This window comes from Rhizobium sp. PP-F2F-G48, from assembly GCF_004342335.1.
GTDB lineage: Bacteria > Pseudomonadota > Alphaproteobacteria > Rhizobiales > Rhizobiaceae > Ferranicluibacter.
Genome location: NZ_SLVH01000001.1, coordinates 963,268 through 979,110, shown reverse-complemented (window position 1 = coordinate 979,110; position 15,843 = coordinate 963,268). Strand labels below are relative to the sequence as shown.

13 protein-coding genes are annotated in these 15,843 nt (G+C 64.1%); 7 read left to right on the top strand and 6 right to left on the bottom strand.

Going from position 1 to position 15,843, the window contains the following annotated elements; all coding sequences use genetic code 11:
* Positions 1 to 10: 10 nt before the first annotated feature.
* Both glmS and glmU read right to left on the bottom strand, forming a co-directional pair.
* Positions 11 to 1,837 carry a glutamine--fructose-6-phosphate transaminase (isomerizing) gene (glmS, locus tag C8J36_RS04440; RefSeq protein WP_132532892.1) on the bottom strand — a complete coding sequence of 609 codons (1,827 nt, stop codon included), beginning with the start codon at positions 1,835 to 1,837 and terminating at the stop codon, positions 11 to 13.
* A gap of 130 nt (positions 1,838 to 1,967) precedes the next feature.
* Positions 1,968 to 3,350 (bottom strand): bifunctional UDP-N-acetylglucosamine diphosphorylase/glucosamine-1-phosphate N-acetyltransferase GlmU, encoded by a 1,383-nt coding sequence (gene glmU / locus C8J36_RS04435; RefSeq protein ID WP_132532890.1) that lies wholly within the window; start codon positions 3,348 to 3,350, stop codon positions 1,968 to 1,970.
* 217 nt (positions 3,351 to 3,567) lie between these two features.
* On the opposite strand from glmU, the gene C8J36_RS04430 reads away from it, so the two are divergent.
* The 7 genes from C8J36_RS04430 (at position 3,568) to C8J36_RS24770 (ending at position 11,167) form a co-directional block, all read left to right on the top strand.
* A complete protein-coding gene (locus C8J36_RS04430) occupies positions 3,568 to 5,331 on the top strand; it encodes a hypothetical protein (protein ID WP_245506445.1) in 1,764 nt (587 codons plus the stop codon).
* 132 nt (positions 5,332 to 5,463) lie between these two features.
* Positions 5,464 to 7,353, top strand: coding sequence for a peptidylprolyl isomerase (locus C8J36_RS04425; RefSeq protein ID WP_132532888.1), 1,890 nt, complete (start codon positions 5,464 to 5,466; stop codon positions 7,351 to 7,353).
* Between the two features lie 13 nt (positions 7,354 to 7,366).
* Positions 7,367 to 8,386, top strand: a complete 1,020-nt coding sequence (gene trpD, locus C8J36_RS04420) for an anthranilate phosphoribosyltransferase (RefSeq protein WP_062593111.1) — start codon at positions 7,367 to 7,369, stop codon at positions 8,384 to 8,386.
* A gap of 1 nt (position 8,387) precedes the next feature.
* Complete coding sequence (gene trpC / locus C8J36_RS04415; RefSeq protein ID WP_132532886.1) at positions 8,388 to 9,200, top strand: indole-3-glycerol phosphate synthase TrpC; 813 nt, start codon at positions 8,388 to 8,390, stop codon at positions 9,198 to 9,200.
* Positions 9,200 to 9,703 (top strand): cyclic pyranopterin monophosphate synthase MoaC, encoded by a 504-nt coding sequence (moaC, locus tag C8J36_RS04410; protein WP_132532884.1) that lies wholly within the window; start codon positions 9,200 to 9,202, stop codon positions 9,701 to 9,703. Before trpC ends, moaC begins: the two co-directional genes overlap by 1 nt.
* Entirely contained in the window at positions 9,700 to 10,914 is a 1,215-nt protein-coding gene (glp, locus tag C8J36_RS04405; RefSeq protein WP_132532882.1) for a gephyrin-like molybdotransferase Glp, read from the top strand. The genes moaC and glp overlap by 4 nt, the downstream gene beginning before the upstream one ends.
* Before the next feature lie 106 nt (positions 10,915 to 11,020).
* A complete protein-coding gene (locus C8J36_RS24770; RefSeq protein WP_165914942.1) occupies positions 11,021 to 11,167 on the top strand; it encodes a hypothetical protein in 147 nt (48 codons plus the stop codon).
* Positions 11,168 to 11,344: 177 nt separating this feature from the next.
* Here the strand turns inward: C8J36_RS24770 and C8J36_RS04400 are convergent, their stop codons facing one another.
* The 4 genes from C8J36_RS04400 to C8J36_RS04385 form a co-directional block, all read right to left on the bottom strand.
* Positions 11,345 to 12,640: a hemolysin family protein gene (locus tag C8J36_RS04400; RefSeq protein WP_062593105.1), complete on the bottom strand. Its 1,296-nt coding sequence runs from the start codon at positions 12,638 to 12,640 to the stop codon at positions 11,345 to 11,347.
* 144 nt (positions 12,641 to 12,784) lie between these two features.
* Positions 12,785 to 13,543, bottom strand: coding sequence for a FadR/GntR family transcriptional regulator (locus C8J36_RS04395; protein ID WP_062593103.1), 759 nt, complete (start codon positions 13,541 to 13,543; stop codon positions 12,785 to 12,787).
* 263 nt (positions 13,544 to 13,806) lie between these two features.
* Entirely contained in the window at positions 13,807 to 14,877 is a 1,071-nt protein-coding gene (locus C8J36_RS04390) for a BMP family ABC transporter substrate-binding protein (protein WP_132532880.1), read from the bottom strand.
* Positions 14,878 to 14,922: 45 nt separating this feature from the next.
* Positions 14,923 to 15,843 carry an ABC transporter permease gene (locus tag C8J36_RS04385; RefSeq protein WP_062593099.1) on the bottom strand — a complete coding sequence of 307 codons (921 nt, stop codon included), beginning with the start codon at positions 15,841 to 15,843 and terminating at the stop codon, positions 14,923 to 14,925.

Here is a 15,843-nt window from a genome sequence, read left to right as displayed (position 1 = left end):
TCAGCCTCGGCTATTCGACCGTCACGGACTTTGCGAGATTGCGCGGCTGATCGACATCCGTGCCCATGAACACGGCGGTGTGGTAGGCCAGAAGCTGGATCGGCAGCGAGAAGATCATCGGCGCGATCAGCTCGTCGACGTTCGGCAGGACAATCGTGCTCATGGTTTCGAGCTTGGAGGCGCTCGCCCCCTGCTCGTCCGTGATGAAGATGATCCGCCCGCCGCGGGCGGCGACCTCCTGCATGTTCGAGATGGTTTTCTCGAAGAACCTGTCATGCGGCGCGATGACGATCACCGGCATGTTTTCGTCGATCAGCGCGATCGGCCCATGCTTCAGTTCGCCGGCGGCATAGCCTTCCGCATGGATATAGGAGATTTCCTTGAGTTTCAGCGCGCCTTCCATGGCGAGGGGAAAGCTGGTGCCGCGGCCGAGATACAGCACATCCCGGCATTTGGAGAGGTCCCGCGCCAGACTCTCCATCTTCGGCTGGATGGCGTTGAGCACCTTCGCCATGATCCGCGGCATTTCGGCGAGGTGCCGCACCAGAACGCGTTCCTGCTCGACGGAAATCACACCCCGGGCGCGTCCCGCCCCGATGGCGAGCGCGGCGAGCACCGCCAGCTGGCAGGTGAAGGCCTTGGTGGAGGCGACCCCGATCTCCGGCCCGGCGAGGATCGGAAAGACAGCGTCCGACGAGCGTGCGATGGTCGATTCGCGGGCGTTGACCACCGCGCCGATCGTCAGGCCCAGATCCTTGCAGTAGCGCAGAGAGGCGAGCGTGTCCGCGGTTTCCCCGGACTGCGAGATGAACAAGGCCGCCGCATCGGGCGACAGGGGAATGTCGCGATAGCGGAACTCGGAGGCGACATCGATTTCGACCGGCAGTCGCGCATAGCGTTCGAACCAGTATTTGCCGATGAGCCCGGCGAGATAGGCCGTGCCGCAGGCCGAGATGGCAAGGCTCGGGATGCGCGCGAAATCGATCGCCGAGGCAGCGGCGCTCACCCGGTTTTCGGTGAAATCGACATAGTGCCCGAGCGCGTGCGAAATGACCTCCGGCTGCTCGTAGATCTCCTTTTCCATGAAGTGCCGGTGATTGCCCTTGTCCACCATATAGGCAGCGGCGATCGACACCTGGCGCGGCCGCGTCACGCGGTTGCCGTCATGGTCGAGGATTTCGACGCCATCGGCGGTCAGCACCGCCCAGTCGCCGTCGTTGAGATAGGTGATCTCGTTGGTGAACGGCGCGAGCGCGATCGCGTCCGAGCCGAGAAACATCTCGTCCCGGCCATAACCGACCGCCAGCGGCGGGCCGGAACGGGCCGCGAGAATCGTGGCCGGCGTATCGGCGAACAGGACCGCCAGCGCGTAGGCGCCGGTGATGGAGCGCAGCATTGCCTGCATGGCCTGCTTCGCGTCCAGCCCGTCCCGTCGAAGCTTGGCGAGCAGCTGCGCGACGACTTCGGTGTCCGTCTGCGTGGAGAAGGTCGCGCCATCAGCGATCAGCGCGTCCTTGATCTCGGAAAAGTTCTCGATGATGCCGTTGTGCACGACGGCGACGCCATCGGTGAAATGCGGATGGGCGTTGTTCTCCGTCGGCGCGCCATGTGTCGCCCAGCGGGTGTGCGCAATGCCGATCATGCCGGGAAGCGGATCGCCGGCCAGCTTCGTTTCCAGGTTGAACAGCTTGCCCTCGGCCCGCCGCCGCTCGAGCTGGCCGTCATGGATCGTGGCGACGCCGGCCGAATCATAGCCGCGATATTCGAGCCGCTTGAGGGCACCGACCAGCCTCTCCGATACGGGCCGTGCTCCGACGATGCCGACGATGCCGCACATGAACTTCTCCGATATTGTTAGCCGCAGACCTCAAGGACCAAGGTGACTACCGTTTTTCTCGCGCGGAGCAACCGGCCCACCGTCACTTTCGGTATCAGCCGGTAACGCCGCCTCCAATCTGCCACGTGTTTCAGCCCTTGGGGCTTTTCGCGGCCTTTTCTGCCAGATACCGCTCCCGCAGCAGCTTCGCGCGGCCCGGCTTGATCGTCTGCCGTGCCCGACCGAAGGCCGCAGCGTCGTCCGGCACGTCGTCGGTGATGACACTGCCGGAGGCAACCAGAGCGCCATCGCCGATCGTGACGGGCGCCACCAGCGAGGAATTCGAACCGATGAAGGCCTTGGCGCCGATGCGGGTGACGTGCTTGTTCACGCCATCATAATTGCAGGTGACGGTACCGGCGCCGATATTGGTGTCGGCGCCGACGAAGGCATCGCCGATATAGGTCAGATGATTCACCTTGGCGCCCGCGCCGATCTCCGCCTTCTTGATCTCGCAGAAATTGCCGACCTTGGCGTGTTCCCCGAGATGCGCGCCCGGCCGAAGCCGTGCATAGGGACCGACGGTCGCGCCCGCAGAGACATGCGCGCCTTCGAGATGCGAGAAGGCATGAATGACGGCGTCGCGTTCCACGGTCACGCCCGGTCCGAAGACGACGTTGGGCTCGACGAGCACATCCTGCGCGAGCTGCGTATCATGGGACAGAAAGACGGTTTCGGGCGCGATCATCGAGACGCCGGAGATCATCAGCGCATGACGCCGGCGCGCCTGCCAGGCCGCTTCGATAACGGCCAGTTCCGCGCGGGTGTTGCACCCCATCAGTTCGGTCTCGGGCGCTTCGATCGCGATCGTCCGGGCGCCGGCCGCACGTGCCACTTCCACCGCGTCCGTCAGGTAGTATTCGCCCTTGGCATTGGCGTTGCCGATCGCGTCGAGAAAGTCGAGCGCCCGCCGGCCGTTCATCGCCATCAGCCCGCCATTGCAGTAGGTGATGGCCCGCTCGGTCTCGGAGGCGTCCTTCTCCTCGCGGATCGCCAGCAAGGTGTCGTTCTCGATGATCAGCCGCCCATAGCCGGTCGGTCGGTCGGTGTGAAAGCCGATGACGACCACATCTTCGCCGGCCGCCAGCCGCTCGCGCGCCGCCTTGAGAGGGCCGGCCGTGATCAGCGGCGTATCGCCGAAGACGACGAGGACGTCGTCATAGCCCTTGGCGATCGCCGCGCGCGCCGCGAGCACGGCATGCCCCGTCCCGAGGCGCTGCGTCTGCAGATGGGTGCTGACGGGCAGATCCGCCCGTTGTGCGGCGGCGGCGACCGCATCGGCATCGCGCCCCACGACCAGGGCGGCGGCCTCGATCCCGGCATCGGCGAGCGCCTCCATCACATGCGCGATCATCGCACGGCCGGCGACGGGATGAAGCACCTTGGAGATGGAGGACTTCATCCGTGTGCTCTCGCCGGCAGCGAGAACGACGGCCAAACAGGAGCGGGCTTCGGCGGTGCGGGTGTTGCTCATCGGTGTCTCCACTCTCGTCCGGCCGGGGCGCCGGGCCTATCGTCTGCCTCATAGAACAAAAGGGCCGGTTTTGCGAAGCGGATTTGCGCGCGTCGATCTCTGCCGCCCCTGTTGAAGGCTTCGTCGGATCGTCCCAACGATTGCCCGTTAACGCGATGAAAAGATCGCGATGCGATAAGCAGGACAGTTCGACAACTGAGCCGCGTTGAGGCGATCCATGGCATCCGTCGCGAAGGACATGCGCGCAGCGCCGGAGCGCCATTGGTTTCGGCTGAAGCGATCGGCGCCGGTTCTGGTGCTTGCCGCGGCCCTCCTCGTGCTGCCGCTTGCGCTCCTCACCACCATCCCCCAGCTCATCGGTCCGATGATGTGGGATCTCTACATCTATCTCGACGTGACCAACCGGATCGCCAGCGGCCAGATCCCCTCCGTCGATTTCTTCGCGCCGGTCGGTGCCCTTGGCTATTACCTCTTCGCGGGGCTGAACCGGCTCTTCCCCGAGGGGCACCCCTTGCTCGTGTCCGCCTGGTCGCTCCTCGCGGTTACCGCGCCGGTGATGGCCGTGATCCTGACGGACGTGCAGCGTCGCTCGACCGCGCTCGCCTTTGCCCTCGTCGCCCCGTTTCTCCTCTATTCCCTCCTGCCCTTCAACATCGGCAGCTTCTACCCCTATCCCGGTGCCGAGGGCTTCGGCATCTATAATCGGCAGGTTTGCCAGATCCTCTATGTGCTGTCGGCAGCCCTGGTCTTCGTCAAGGACGGCCGAAAGCTCTGCGGCATCGTGGCGGTCTCCATGCTCGCACTGTTCTTCACCAAGATCACAGGCATCGTCGCGGGCGCGATCCTGTGCACGATGGCGCTTCTGGCCGGGCGGCTCAGCCTGAGGCTTGCGGCGATCGCGGCGGGCATCTTCGCCGGGGTGCTCGTCGTGCTCGAACTCTCGACCGGTATCGTCTCCGCCTATCTCGCCGATATCCTCGCCCTCCTCGACCTCAACGATGAAACGCTTCTGCCGCGCCTGCTCCGGGCCGGCTCGATGAATATCGGCGTCTCGCTCGCCACGGCCGGGCTGTGCCTGGCGCTTCTCATCACCAATCTTTCCCTTGTCAGCCAGACGCTGCGCCGTGCATCCTCGCATCCCTCCGTCGAGTCGATCTCCGCACTTTTTGATCTGCCGTTCGTCTGGATTTCCGCATTCCTCCTTGCGGGCCTGTTCTTCGAAAGCCAGAACACCGGCAGCCAGCCGCTGATCTTCCTCTTTCCGCTTCTTCTCGCCGTCGCCGTCGATCAATTCCGCCGCCATGGGCCGACGGCTCGCTCCGGCGTCGTCGCCGTGCTGGCGCTCGCGGTGGTCCTTCCTCCGGCCCTTCTCGTCGTACAGAAGGCCAGCCGCGCCGCGGTCGGCATGCTGGGCACGGTGCGGCTCGACCACCAGAACCTGCGGACACTCGGCGCTTTTAAGATCCGACCGGAGTTTGCGGCGCGGGCCCGGCTGATGGAGACGATGTTCGTTGAAAACCGGAAGGCCTTCGATCAGCTTGCCGCCGCCGGAGAGCCGTTTTCCGTCCTGCTGTTCAGCGATTTCGACTTCCAGTGGGCCTGGCTCGAAAATGCCGATCGCGCCATCTCGGCCGTCCTCACCCTGGAAGCCCGAAAGGGCATCCGATTCGAAACGGTCATGTCCATCGACTTCGTCAATCCGTTCCCGTGGCTGATGGGCCGGCAGGCACCGCGCTCCATCGCGGTCGGTGCCGATCCGACACGGGCCGTCCCGCCCCCGGGCGCGGCGGAGGACGAGGCGATCCGCACGGTCGATCTCGCTCTGATGCCGACCTGCCCGGCAACGCCAACGCAGACGAGGCTGCTCGAACTCTACGCGCCGGCCCTTCTTCCCACGCACACCCGAATGACGCTGACGCCCTGCTATGAGGCCTTCATCCGCAATGGACTGGTTGCAACCGGGGCACGCGCGCCGGACTGACCGGAGGCGTCGTTCGACGGCCTTTGCAATTTCTCCTGAAATTGATTCCGATTTCGAAATTTATGCAGTAAGGAACGACACGGTTTGCCACGGGGCGAACGCGTGGTTTTTTCGGTTGAGGTGCGCAGTCTAATGTTGGAAATGCTGAGGAGAGGCGCCCAGACATGGGTCGTCAAGGGCCTGTTGATCGTTCTCGTCGCCTCGTTCGCCGTCTGGGGCGTCTCGTCCTCGATCGCGCCGAGTTCCGCCACGGCGGTCGTGACGGTTGGCGACGTCAAGGTTTCCCCAGCGGACTTCCGGCTTGCCTATGAGCGGCAACTGGCCCAGCTCTCGCGCCAGTTCGGCACCCGCCTGTCGCGCGACCAGGCCCGCGCCTTCGGCGTCGAGGCGCAGGTCTATTCGCAGCTCGTGGCCGGCGCGACGCTCGACCAGCTGTCGAGCGATATGAACCTCGGCCTGTCGCAGGATCGGCTGGCGACGCTGATCAGCCAGGACCCCGCCTTCCGCGCGGTCAACGGACAGTTCGATCGCACCATCTTCTCCAGCGTGCTGCGCAATGCCGGCCTGCGCGAAGTCGATTACATCACGAACCGCAGCCAGGTAGCGGTGCGCTCGCAGATCGTCGAGGCGCTGTCGGATGGCTTCAAGGCGCCCGCCGTTCTCACCGACGCGCTGAAGACATACCAGAACGAGACGCGCTCGGTCGATTACCTGCTGCTTTCCAATGCCAATGTCGATCCGATCAAAGCGCCTGCCGACGATGTCCTGGCGCCCTGGTTCGAGGAGCACAAGGCCGAATACCGCGCCCCCGAATTCCGCAAGATCTCCTATGTGAAGCTCGAGCCGACCGACATCGCCAATCCGGCAGGCGTCACCGACGACGAGCTGCGCGCCGACTACGAGAAGCGCAAGGCGAGCTTCAGCACGCCGGAAACGCGCACGGTCGAGCAGTTGACCTTCACGACCCGCGCCGATGCCGATGCCGCCGCCGCGAAGCTTGCTGCCGGCACGACGTTCGATGCGCTCGTGGCCGAGCAGGGCAAGACCTCGAGCGATGTTCTCTTGGGTGATTTCACGCGCGAGCGCGTGCCGGACGCAAAGCTCGGCGACGCCGCCTTTGCCGTGGCCGCGGATGGCGGGACCACGCCGGTGGTCGATGGCACTTTCGGCCCGGTCGTTCTGCGGGTGACCAATATCCGCCCCGCCGTCACCCGGCCGTTTGACGAGGTCAAGGAAGAGCTCCGCCAGGAGGTCGCCCTTGCCAATGCGAGCAACGAGATCACCGCGATCCACGACAAGTTCGAGGATGCGCGCATCTCCGGCGCGACGCTTCAGGATGCAGCGACCGAAAGCAATCTCAAGGCCGTCACCATTCCCGCAGTCGACGCCCGCGGCAACGACGCGCAGGGCGACAAGATCGCCGATCTGCCGCAGCCGCAGGAACTGTTGACCGAGGTCTTCAAGACCGATCCCGGCAGCGACACCCTGCCGATCAACCTCGGCCGAGACGGCTATGTCTGGTTCGAGGTCGAGGATGTGATGCCCGCTCGCGACCGGACGCTGGACGAATCGCGCGAGAAGGTCGTTGCCGACTGGACGGCCGAGCAGCAGCGGGCCGAACTGGCAAAGCGCGCCGCCGAACTGAAGGCGCGCGTCGAAAAGGGCGAGACCCTGCAGACCATCGCGACCGAACTCGGTATCGCCGTGGAGACGAAGACGGGCCTGCGGCGCACCGCTCAGGACGCCGCCCTGTCGCCTGCCGCCGTCACCGCAGCGTTCAGCGGCCCGAACGGCCTTGTGGCGAACGCAGCCGGCACGGATGGCGAAGGCCAGATCCTGCTGAAGGTCACGGCCGTCGACAACGCCGCTGGCGATGCTCTCGATCAGGACAACCGTCAGGTCGATGCGATCGCCCAGGCAAGCGGGGACGATATTCTCGACCAGATGGTGAGCGAGCTTCAGACCCGTTACGGCGTTTCGATCAACCAGCAGCTGGCCGAAGCGGCGCTGGCGCAACGATAGGCGGACGGAGCGTATGGCGGACCTCAAACCCTTCATCGCCAAAGCGGCGCTCGGTCAATCGCTTGACCGGGACGACGCACGGGCCGCCTTCGAGATCATCATGTCCGGCGCGGCGACGCCCTCGCAGATCGGCGGATTTCTGATGGCGCTTCGGGTGCGCGGCGAGACGGTCGATGAGATCGTCGGTGCGGTCGGCGCCATGCGCGCCCGCATGCTGACGGTGGACGCCCCGGCCGATGCGATCGATATCGTCGGCACGGGTGGAGATGGCGCGGGAACCTACAACATCTCGACGCTCGCCTCGCTGATCGTCGCAGGTGCAGGCGTTCCCGTCGCCAAGCATGGCAACCGCGCGCTGAGCTCGAAGTCGGGAACGGCGGATGCGCTCTCCTGCCTCGGTGTCAAGCTCGATATCGGTCCGGACGCCATCGCCCGCTGCATCCGCGATGCCGGTGTCGGCTTCATGTTCGCCCAGCAGCACCATTCGGCCATGCGCCATGTCGGGCCCACCCGGGTCGAACTCGGCACCCGCACGATCTTCAACCTGCTCGGCCCGCTGTCCAATCCGGCCGGCGTCGGCCGCCAGCTTGTCGGCGTGTTCTCGCCCCACTGGGTGGTGCCTGTGGCCGAAGTGCTGCGCGATCTCGGCTCCGTCAGCGTCTGGGTCGTCCACGGCGAGGGCCTCGATGAAATCACCACGACCGGCACGACACATGTTGCCGCGATCGAGAACGGGAAGATCCGCACCTTCGACCTCACTCCCGCCGATTTCGGCCTCCCGACAGTCGACCTCTCCGTCCTCAAGGGCGGCGACGGCGCGCACAATGCGAAGGCGCTGGCCGGGGTCCTCACCGGCGACGTCACGCCCTATCGCGATATCTCGCTCGCCAATGCCGCCGCCGCCCTGGTCATCTCCGGTCGGGCCGGCGCCTTGACCGAGGGAATGTCGATGGCGCGCGAAGCGCTCGAAACAGGTGCGGCCCATGCTGCGCTCGAAGCGCTGGTGCGCGTATCCAATGCTGCGGAGGCCTGACATGAGCGACATCCTGCACCGCATCGAACTCTACAAGCGCGAGGAAATCGCCGCCGCGAAAGCGCGTGTCTCGCTTGAGGACCTCAAGTCCATGAGCCTCGGCCAGGATGCCCCGCGCGGCTTCCTGAGAGCGCTGGAGGCAAAGCGGTCGGACGGCCGTTTCGGGCTCATCGCCGAGATCAAGAAGGCAAGCCCCAGCAAGGGCCTCATCCGCCCGGACTTCGATCCGCCGGCGCTTGCGACAGCATATGAGGCGGGCGGCGCGGCCTGCCTGTCGGTTCTGACGGATGGACCGAGCTTTCAGGGCGCGCCGGAATTTCTGACTGCCGCTCGCGCGGCCTGCAATCTGCCGGCACTGCGCAAGGATTTCATGTTCGAGACCTATCAGGTTCATGAAGCGCGCTCCTGGGGCGCCGACTGCATTCTCCTGATCATGGCGTCGCTCACGGACGACGATGCGCGCCGGCTGGAAGACTGCGCATTCGAGCTCGGCATGGACGTGCTGATCGAGGTCCATGACGAGCCGGAGACGGAGCGGGCCCTGCGGCTTTCCTCGCCTCTCATCGGCATCAACAATCGCAATCTAAAGACGTTCGAGGTGGACCTCGCCGTGTCCGAACGGCTCGCGCCGATGGTGCCGCGCGACCGGCATCTCGTCGGCGAAAGTGGCATCTTCACGCCGGCCGATTGCGCGCGCCTGAAGGTTGCCGGCATCGGCACGTTTCTGGTCGGCGAGAGCCTGATGCGGCAGGATGACGTGACCGCCGCCACCCGCCTCCTGCTCTCCGAGGCCGCACGGCAGGCGGCCGAGTGATGTCTGAAACGCCGCTCACCCATCTCGGCGAAACCGGCGAAGCCAGCATGGTGGACGTCGGCGACAAGAGCGAGACCGTCCGTATCGCCGTTGCCGAGGGCTATGTCCGCATGCAGCCGGAAACGCTGCGCATCATTCTGGCGGGCGACGCCAAGAAGGGCGACGTCATCGGGACCGCCCGCCTCGCCGGCATCATGGCGGCGAAGCAGACGGCTAATCTCATTCCGCTTTGCCATCCGCTGATGCTCAGCAAGGTTTCCGTCGACATCCGGCCCGACGAGGCCCTGCCCGGCCTGCGCATCGAGACGCTGGCCAAGCTCACCGGGCGCACAGGCGTCGAGATGGAAGCGTTGACGGCGGCAAGTATCGCCTGCCTGACGATCTACGATATGGCGAAGGCCGTCGACCGCGACATGGAAATTGGCGGCATCCGTCTATTGAAGAAGTCCGGTGGGCGCTCCGGCGACTATGCGCGCGAACGCGATAAGGCGGAGACCGCATGAGCCTGCTTCCGGTCGAGACCGCGCTGGAACGTCTCCTCTCGGCGGCCCGCCCGGTGACGGAGACCGAAACCGTTGCGATGGGTGACGCGCAGGGCCGTGTGCTCGCGCGCGACGTCGCCGCCCGCATCACCCATCCTCCGTTCGATTCCTCCGCCATGGATGGCTACGCGCTGCGCAGCGACGATATCGCAAAGGTCGGCTCTATCGTGACCGTCATCGGCGAGTCCGCTGCGGGCAACCGCTTTACGGGCACGGTTCTCTCGGGCCAAGCCGTGCGCATCTTCACCGGCGCACCGGTGCCGGACGGCGCGGATACCGTGCTGATCCAGGAGGATGCGGAACGGCTGGACGGCAACCGCATCCGGACCGGCTTCGTCCCCGTCAAAGGTCGCCATATCCGCCCGAAAGGCCAGGATTTCAGGCAGGGCGACGTCGTGCTGCATGCGGGCGAAAGGCTGGACGCCGGTCGTCTGACCTTGGCGGCTGGCATGAACCATGACCGTATCGAGGTCTACCGGCGCGTGCGCGTCGCCATTCTGGCGACCGGAGACGAACTGCTGCCACCCGGAAGCAGCACCATCGGTCCCGATCAGATCATTGCCTCCAACACGCTCGGCATTGCCGCCATCGCGCGGGAAAACGGCGCAGAGATCATCGATCTCGGCATCGTGCCGGACAGGCGGTCGAGCATCGAGGAACGCCTGACGGCTGCGCAGACGGCGGGTGCCGACATCCTCGTCACGCTCGGCGGCGCCTCCGTCGGCGATCATGATCTGGTGCAATCGACACTGGTCGGCGCGGGCATGGAGCTCGATTTCTGGCGCATCGCCATGCGTCCCGGCAAGCCGCTGATGGTCGGCCGCCTCGGCGACATGCAGGTGCTTGGCCTGCCCGGGAACCCGGTCTCGAGCCTCGTCTGCGGATTGCTCTTCCTGGAGCCGCTGGTCCTCGCCCTCGGTCATCTGCAGAGACGCGATCGCCTCGCATCCGCGATCACGGCCGGAGCGCTTCCAGCCAACGACAAGCGTCAGGACTACATCCGCGCGAAACTCGACCGCCTGCCCGACGGGCGCCTGTCGGCAACGGCCTTCGAGCGACAGGACTCCTCGATGATGCAGACTTTCGCGCAGTCCGATGCCCTGATCGTCAGGGCGCCGGCAGCCCCGGAAGCCGAGGCGGGATCGCTCTGCACGATCCTCCTGCTCCGCTAGCCGAAAGCCTGCAGCCAAGCCGCGCAGGACGGCGAGGATCTTTTCAAATCCGGCGCCCGCCCTATCTCCGTCGTCGGTAAGTATCAGTACCAAAGGGGATATCAGCATGAACCGAAACGGACTTTACGCCCTGCTGGGCGCTCTGGTCGTCCTTGTCATCGTCATGGGCGTCTACATCTACGACCGGGAGAAGGAACCGGAGGGCGTCGAACTCAAGATCGGCGAAAACGGCATCTCGGTTCAGGAAAAATAAAACGCTCCAGCGTGACACAAGGCTTACACATTAAAGCTTTATTCACCACTACAGCAGATACTCAGGATCAGGTGATCTGACTACGGATGAACTAGCAGGTTACAAGATCTCTGAGAACGAAAGGTCGGGCATCCCCCGGCCTTTTTGTTTGTCCTGCATTTGCCGGAATACGCGGTCCTATCGCTCGGGCGGGGCGACATCCAGCTTCGACACGAGGATCTTGTCGATCCGCCGGCTGTCCATATCGACCACCTCGAACCGGTAACCGAACGCCTCCGCGATGTCGCCCTCTTCGGGTGATTTGCGCAGTTCCTGCACGAGGAAGCCCGCAATGGTTTCGTAGCTGCCGTCCGAATCGATTTCGTCGATGCCGATGGTCAGGTGGATTTCATCGATCGGCGTCCGGCCGTCCACGAGATAGGATCCGTCCTCGCGCTGGCGGATCAAGGCATGTTCGATATCGTCGTAGTTCGACGGGAGCACGCCGACGATCGCTTCGAGAATATCGGCAATCGTGATGATGCCTTCGATGCTGCCATATTCGTCGACGATCATCGCCATGTTGATCCGCGACGACTTGAACGCCTCCAGCGCCTTCAGGCACGAGGCCGTTTCCGGGAGGGCATGCAGTTCCTTGACGAACGCCCTTATATCGAAGGCGCCGCGCGCCCCGACATTGAGGACTTCCTTCACGAGCACGGCACCGAGGATCTCTCCCGTCGCGGTGTCCATGACCGGGTAGCGGGAATGCGCGGTCTGTTCGATCTTGGCGCGCACGGCCTCCAGCGTGTCGTTCGCCTCGATGAAGCTGACCTCCGTGCGATGCGTCATGATCGATTTGACGTTGCGGTCTCCGAGCCGGATGATCCGGCGGAGCATTTCATGCTCGGATTTCTCGATGGCGCCGCTTTCGACACCCTCGGCCATGATGGCCTGAACCTCTTCTTCGGTCACCGCATCCTTGTTGCTGCTGATGCCGAAGACGCGCATGAACGTTTTTGCCGAACCTTCGAACAGGTAGACGACAGGCGAGACGACTTTGGACAGCACGGACATCGGCCGCGCCACGAACATGGCGATGCCTTCGGAGTTGCGCAGCGCCAGCTGTTTCGGAATGAGCTCGCCAATGACGACGGAGAGATAGGTGATGAGCGTGACCACCACGGCGACCGAGACCGTGCTTCCATAGGGGTTGATCCAGCGGATATCGTTGAGGACCGGCGCAAGCTTATCGGCGATCGTCGCGCCGCCATAGGCGCCGGCCAGCGTGCCGACGAGCGTGATGCCGACCTGGACGGTCGAGAGGAATTTGCCCGGATCTTCCGCCAGGTTCAGCGCCATCTCCGCCCGGACGTTTCCCTGTCGGGCCATTTGCCTCAGGAGCGGGCGGCTGACGGAAACGAGAGCCATTTCCGACATGGCAAAGAAGGCATTGATCAGAAGAAGGACGAAGATAACGAGCAGTTCGGACATGGATCCTCGAAAACCGATGCTCGACGCCCGGCAGGTTTGAGGGCGCACGTTCTCATCGTTTTCATGAAATAGGCGGAACAGCGCAATGCAGCAAGGCGGGATCGGCCAAGTTTTACCATTCCTGCAGGAACAGGCTCGGGATTGTCAGCCCGTGGCCGTTTCCGGCGCGTCGTCCATCGCAACGCGAACCCGCGCGCGCCCCACCCGGATGACCACTTCCATCGCTGCCCGCGCCCCGGCCTCGTCGCGCCGGCTGATCTGCTCGACGATGCGAATATGGTTGCGCGAGACGTCCTCGATGCCCTCGCGATCCGCGGCCGGCGAGCTGAGCTTGAAGATGCCGACCAGTGCCGCCTCGATCAGGCTGCCGACGCTACGCATGAAGGGATTGGCGGAAGCCTCGGCCACCGCAAGGTGGAAACGAAGATCGGCGACGGCCAGCGATTCGGGCGTATGCGCGGGATCGCCCATGGCGACGGCCAGCCGCATCATGTGGCTGATCTCGGCCTCGGTCGCATGGATAGCGGCAAGGGCTGCGGCGTGCGGCTCGAACGCCATGCGGACTTCGCTGATATGCGTCAGGAAGTCCTCGTCGATGCCGTTGTGAAAATGCCAGGTCAGAATGTCGCTGTCGAAGAGATTCCACTGATTGCGCGCCGTGACTCGCGTGCCGATTCGCGCGCGTGGGACGATCAGCCCCTTGGCGGCCAAGGTCTTCATGGCCTCGCGGAGAACGGTGCGCGATACCTTGAAGCGCAACGCCAGTTCCTGGTCGCCCGGCAGAATGGTGCCGACGGGGAATTCTCCCGAGATGATCGCGCGGCCGAGGACGTCGACGACCTGCGAGTGGCTCGTGCGTGTATCGACGCCGGTTATCAGTGTCTCCAGCGGACCCCGTCTCATGCTTCCCCCTCGTCCGACTCGGTACGCGTTCTGTCGCCACATTCCTCCCGGGCGACGGAAAAATCATATCATATGACAATATGAGTGTCTTGGAGAGAGAGGTGGAATTTTCATTTCATTTGCAAATGAAATGGAATTCAAAAGCAGTGTCGGTAAAACGCTGTGCTTGTCAACAGAGAGCTTAAAAAGCAGGGCCGCGTGAAGCGGCCCTGCGGATGTGCGGTGAGGAGGAGAGATCGCGACAGGCGATCCGCTGTTGCCCCTTATTGCGGCAGCTTGTCGTCAACGCCTTCGACGTAGAAGTTGAGGCCAAGCAGCGTTCCGTCGTCGGCGGTTTCGCCGTCTTTCAGCCACACGCTGCCGTCCTGCTTCTTCAGGGGACCGCTGAAGGGCTTGAGTTCGCCCGACTCGATTTTCTTCTGCGTCGCTTCCGCCATCGCCTTCACGTCGTCCGGCATGTTGGTATAGGGCGCCATTGTCAGGATGCCATCCTTCAGGCCGTCCCAGCTTGATGTGGTCGCCCACTTACCGTCGAGGAAGGCCTGCGTGCGCTTGATGTAATAGGCGCCCCACGTGTCCTTGATTGCGGTCAGCTGGGTCTTCGGGCCGGCTGCGATCATGTCGGAGGCCTGGCCGAACGCCTTGATGCCGCGTTCGGCTGCAACCTGCATCGGCGCCGTCGTGTCGGTGTGCTGCGTCAGCACATCGACGCCCTGGTCGATCAGCGCCTTGGCCGCATCGGCCTCCTTGCCCGGGTCGAACCAGGTGTTCGCCCACACGACCTTGATCTTGAAGTCGGGATTGACAGAGCGCGCGCCGATGACGAACGCATCGATGCCCATGACCACTTCCGGGATCGGGAACGACGCGATGTAGCCTGCGACACCCTTCTCGGAAATCTTTGCGGCGATCTGGCCCTGGATATAACGGCCTTCGTAGAAGCGGCTGTTATAGGTAGCGACGTTCGGGGCGGTCTTGTAGCCGGTCGCATGCTCGTACATGACCTTCGGGAACTTGGCGGCGACCTTGACCGTCGCATCCATGAAGCCGAACGACGTCGTGAAGATCAGGCCGCAGCCGGAGCGCGACAGGCGCTCGATGGCGCGTTCCGCATCCGGACCTTCCGGGACATTTTCGAGAAACTGTGTTTCGATCTTGTCGCCGAGCGCCTTTTCCAGCTCCTGACGACCGATGTCGTGCGCCTGCGTCCAGCCGCCGTCGGATTTGGAACCGACATAGACGAAGCAGATCTTGGCTTTTTCCTGGGCGCTTGCCGACACGGCAAAGCCGATGGCCGCCGTCGTGGCGACGAGAGCGAGGATAAGTTTCTTCATTTTTGACCTCTCATGTTGTCGAACAGGCATCCGCGGCCGATCGGATCAACGATCCGGCACGAAGGGCTTACCGAGTGAAGCCGGCGTATTGATCATCGTCATCCGGCGGTTCTGAGAGATGAGCACGAGGACGAGGATCGTTGCAAGGTACGGAAGCGCCGACAGCAGCTGCGAAGGCACATTGATGCCATTGCCCTGTGCATAAAGCTGGCTGATCGAGACCGCGCCGAACAAATAGCCGCCGGCGACCACCCGCCACGGCCGCCAGGAGGCAAACACCACTAGCGCGAGAGCGATCCAGCCGCGCCCGGCCGACATGTTCTCCACCCATTGCGGCGTGTAGACGAGCGACAGTTGCGCGCCGGCAAGCCCGGCACAGGCGCCGCCGAACATGACCGCGAGATAGCGCGTCCGGATGACGTTGATGCCGAGCGCGTGCGCCGAGGCATGGCTGTCGCCGACCGACCTGAGCTTCAGCCCGGCGCGACTGCGAAACAGAAACCAGTGAATGCCGGCGATGAGTGCGATCGACAGATAGAAGATCAGGTCTTGGCGAAACAGCACCCGGCCGAGGAACGGGATGTCGCTGAGGAGCGGAAACACGATCTGCGGCAGCTTGATGCCCGACTGGCCCGCATAGGGCTCGCCGATCTGTCCGGAAAGGCCGAGACCGAGAATGGTCAGCGCCAGACCCGTCGCGACCTGGTTTGCGACCAGCGTCAGCGTCAGGAAGCCGAAAAGCAGGGAGAAGAGAGCGCCGGACACGATGCCGGCGAGGATGCCGATGTAAGGCGAGCCGGTCGCCTGCGTCGCGGCAAAGGCACAGACCGCGCCCATGATCATCATGCCCTCGACGCCGAGATTGAGCACGCCCGAACGCTCCGTCACCAGTTCGCCCGCGGCGGCGATGACGAGCGGCGTCGCCGCCGTGATCACCGTGAGAAGGATGGCTTCGATGATACCCAT

Bases quoted from the DNA above. Each gene is read 5' to 3' on its own strand.
- glmS (WP_132532892.1), bottom strand. From the start codon at position 1,837: ATGTGCGGCATCGTCGGCATCGTCGGAGCACGGCCCGTATCGGAGAGG.
- glmU (WP_132532890.1), bottom strand. From the start codon at position 3,350: ATGAGCAACACCCGCACCGCCGAAGCCCGCTCCTGTTTGGCCGTCGTT.
- C8J36_RS04430 (WP_245506445.1), top strand. From the start codon at position 3,568: ATGGCATCCGTCGCGAAGGACATGCGCGCAGCGCCGGAGCGCCATTGG.
- C8J36_RS04425 (WP_132532888.1), top strand. From the start codon at position 5,464: ATGTTGGAAATGCTGAGGAGAGGCGCCCAGACATGGGTCGTCAAGGGC.
- trpD (WP_062593111.1), top strand. From the start codon at position 7,367: ATGGCGGACCTCAAACCCTTCATCGCCAAAGCGGCGCTCGGTCAATCG.
- trpC (WP_132532886.1), top strand. From the start codon at position 8,388: ATGAGCGACATCCTGCACCGCATCGAACTCTACAAGCGCGAGGAAATC.
- moaC (WP_132532884.1), top strand. From the start codon at position 9,200: ATGTCTGAAACGCCGCTCACCCATCTCGGCGAAACCGGCGAAGCCAGC.
- glp (WP_132532882.1), top strand. From the start codon at position 9,700: ATGAGCCTGCTTCCGGTCGAGACCGCGCTGGAACGTCTCCTCTCGGCG.
- C8J36_RS24770 (WP_165914942.1), top strand. From the start codon at position 11,021: ATGAACCGAAACGGACTTTACGCCCTGCTGGGCGCTCTGGTCGTCCTT.
- C8J36_RS04400 (WP_062593105.1), bottom strand. From the start codon at position 12,640: ATGTCCGAACTGCTCGTTATCTTCGTCCTTCTTCTGATCAATGCCTTC.
- C8J36_RS04395 (WP_062593103.1), bottom strand. From the start codon at position 13,543: ATGAGACGGGGTCCGCTGGAGACACTGATAACCGGCGTCGATACACGC.
- C8J36_RS04390 (WP_132532880.1), bottom strand. From the start codon at position 14,877: ATGAAGAAACTTATCCTCGCTCTCGTCGCCACGACGGCGGCCATCGGC.
- C8J36_RS04385 (WP_062593099.1), bottom strand. From the start codon at position 15,843: ATGGGTATCATCGAAGCCATCCTTCTCACGGTGATCACGGCGGCGACG.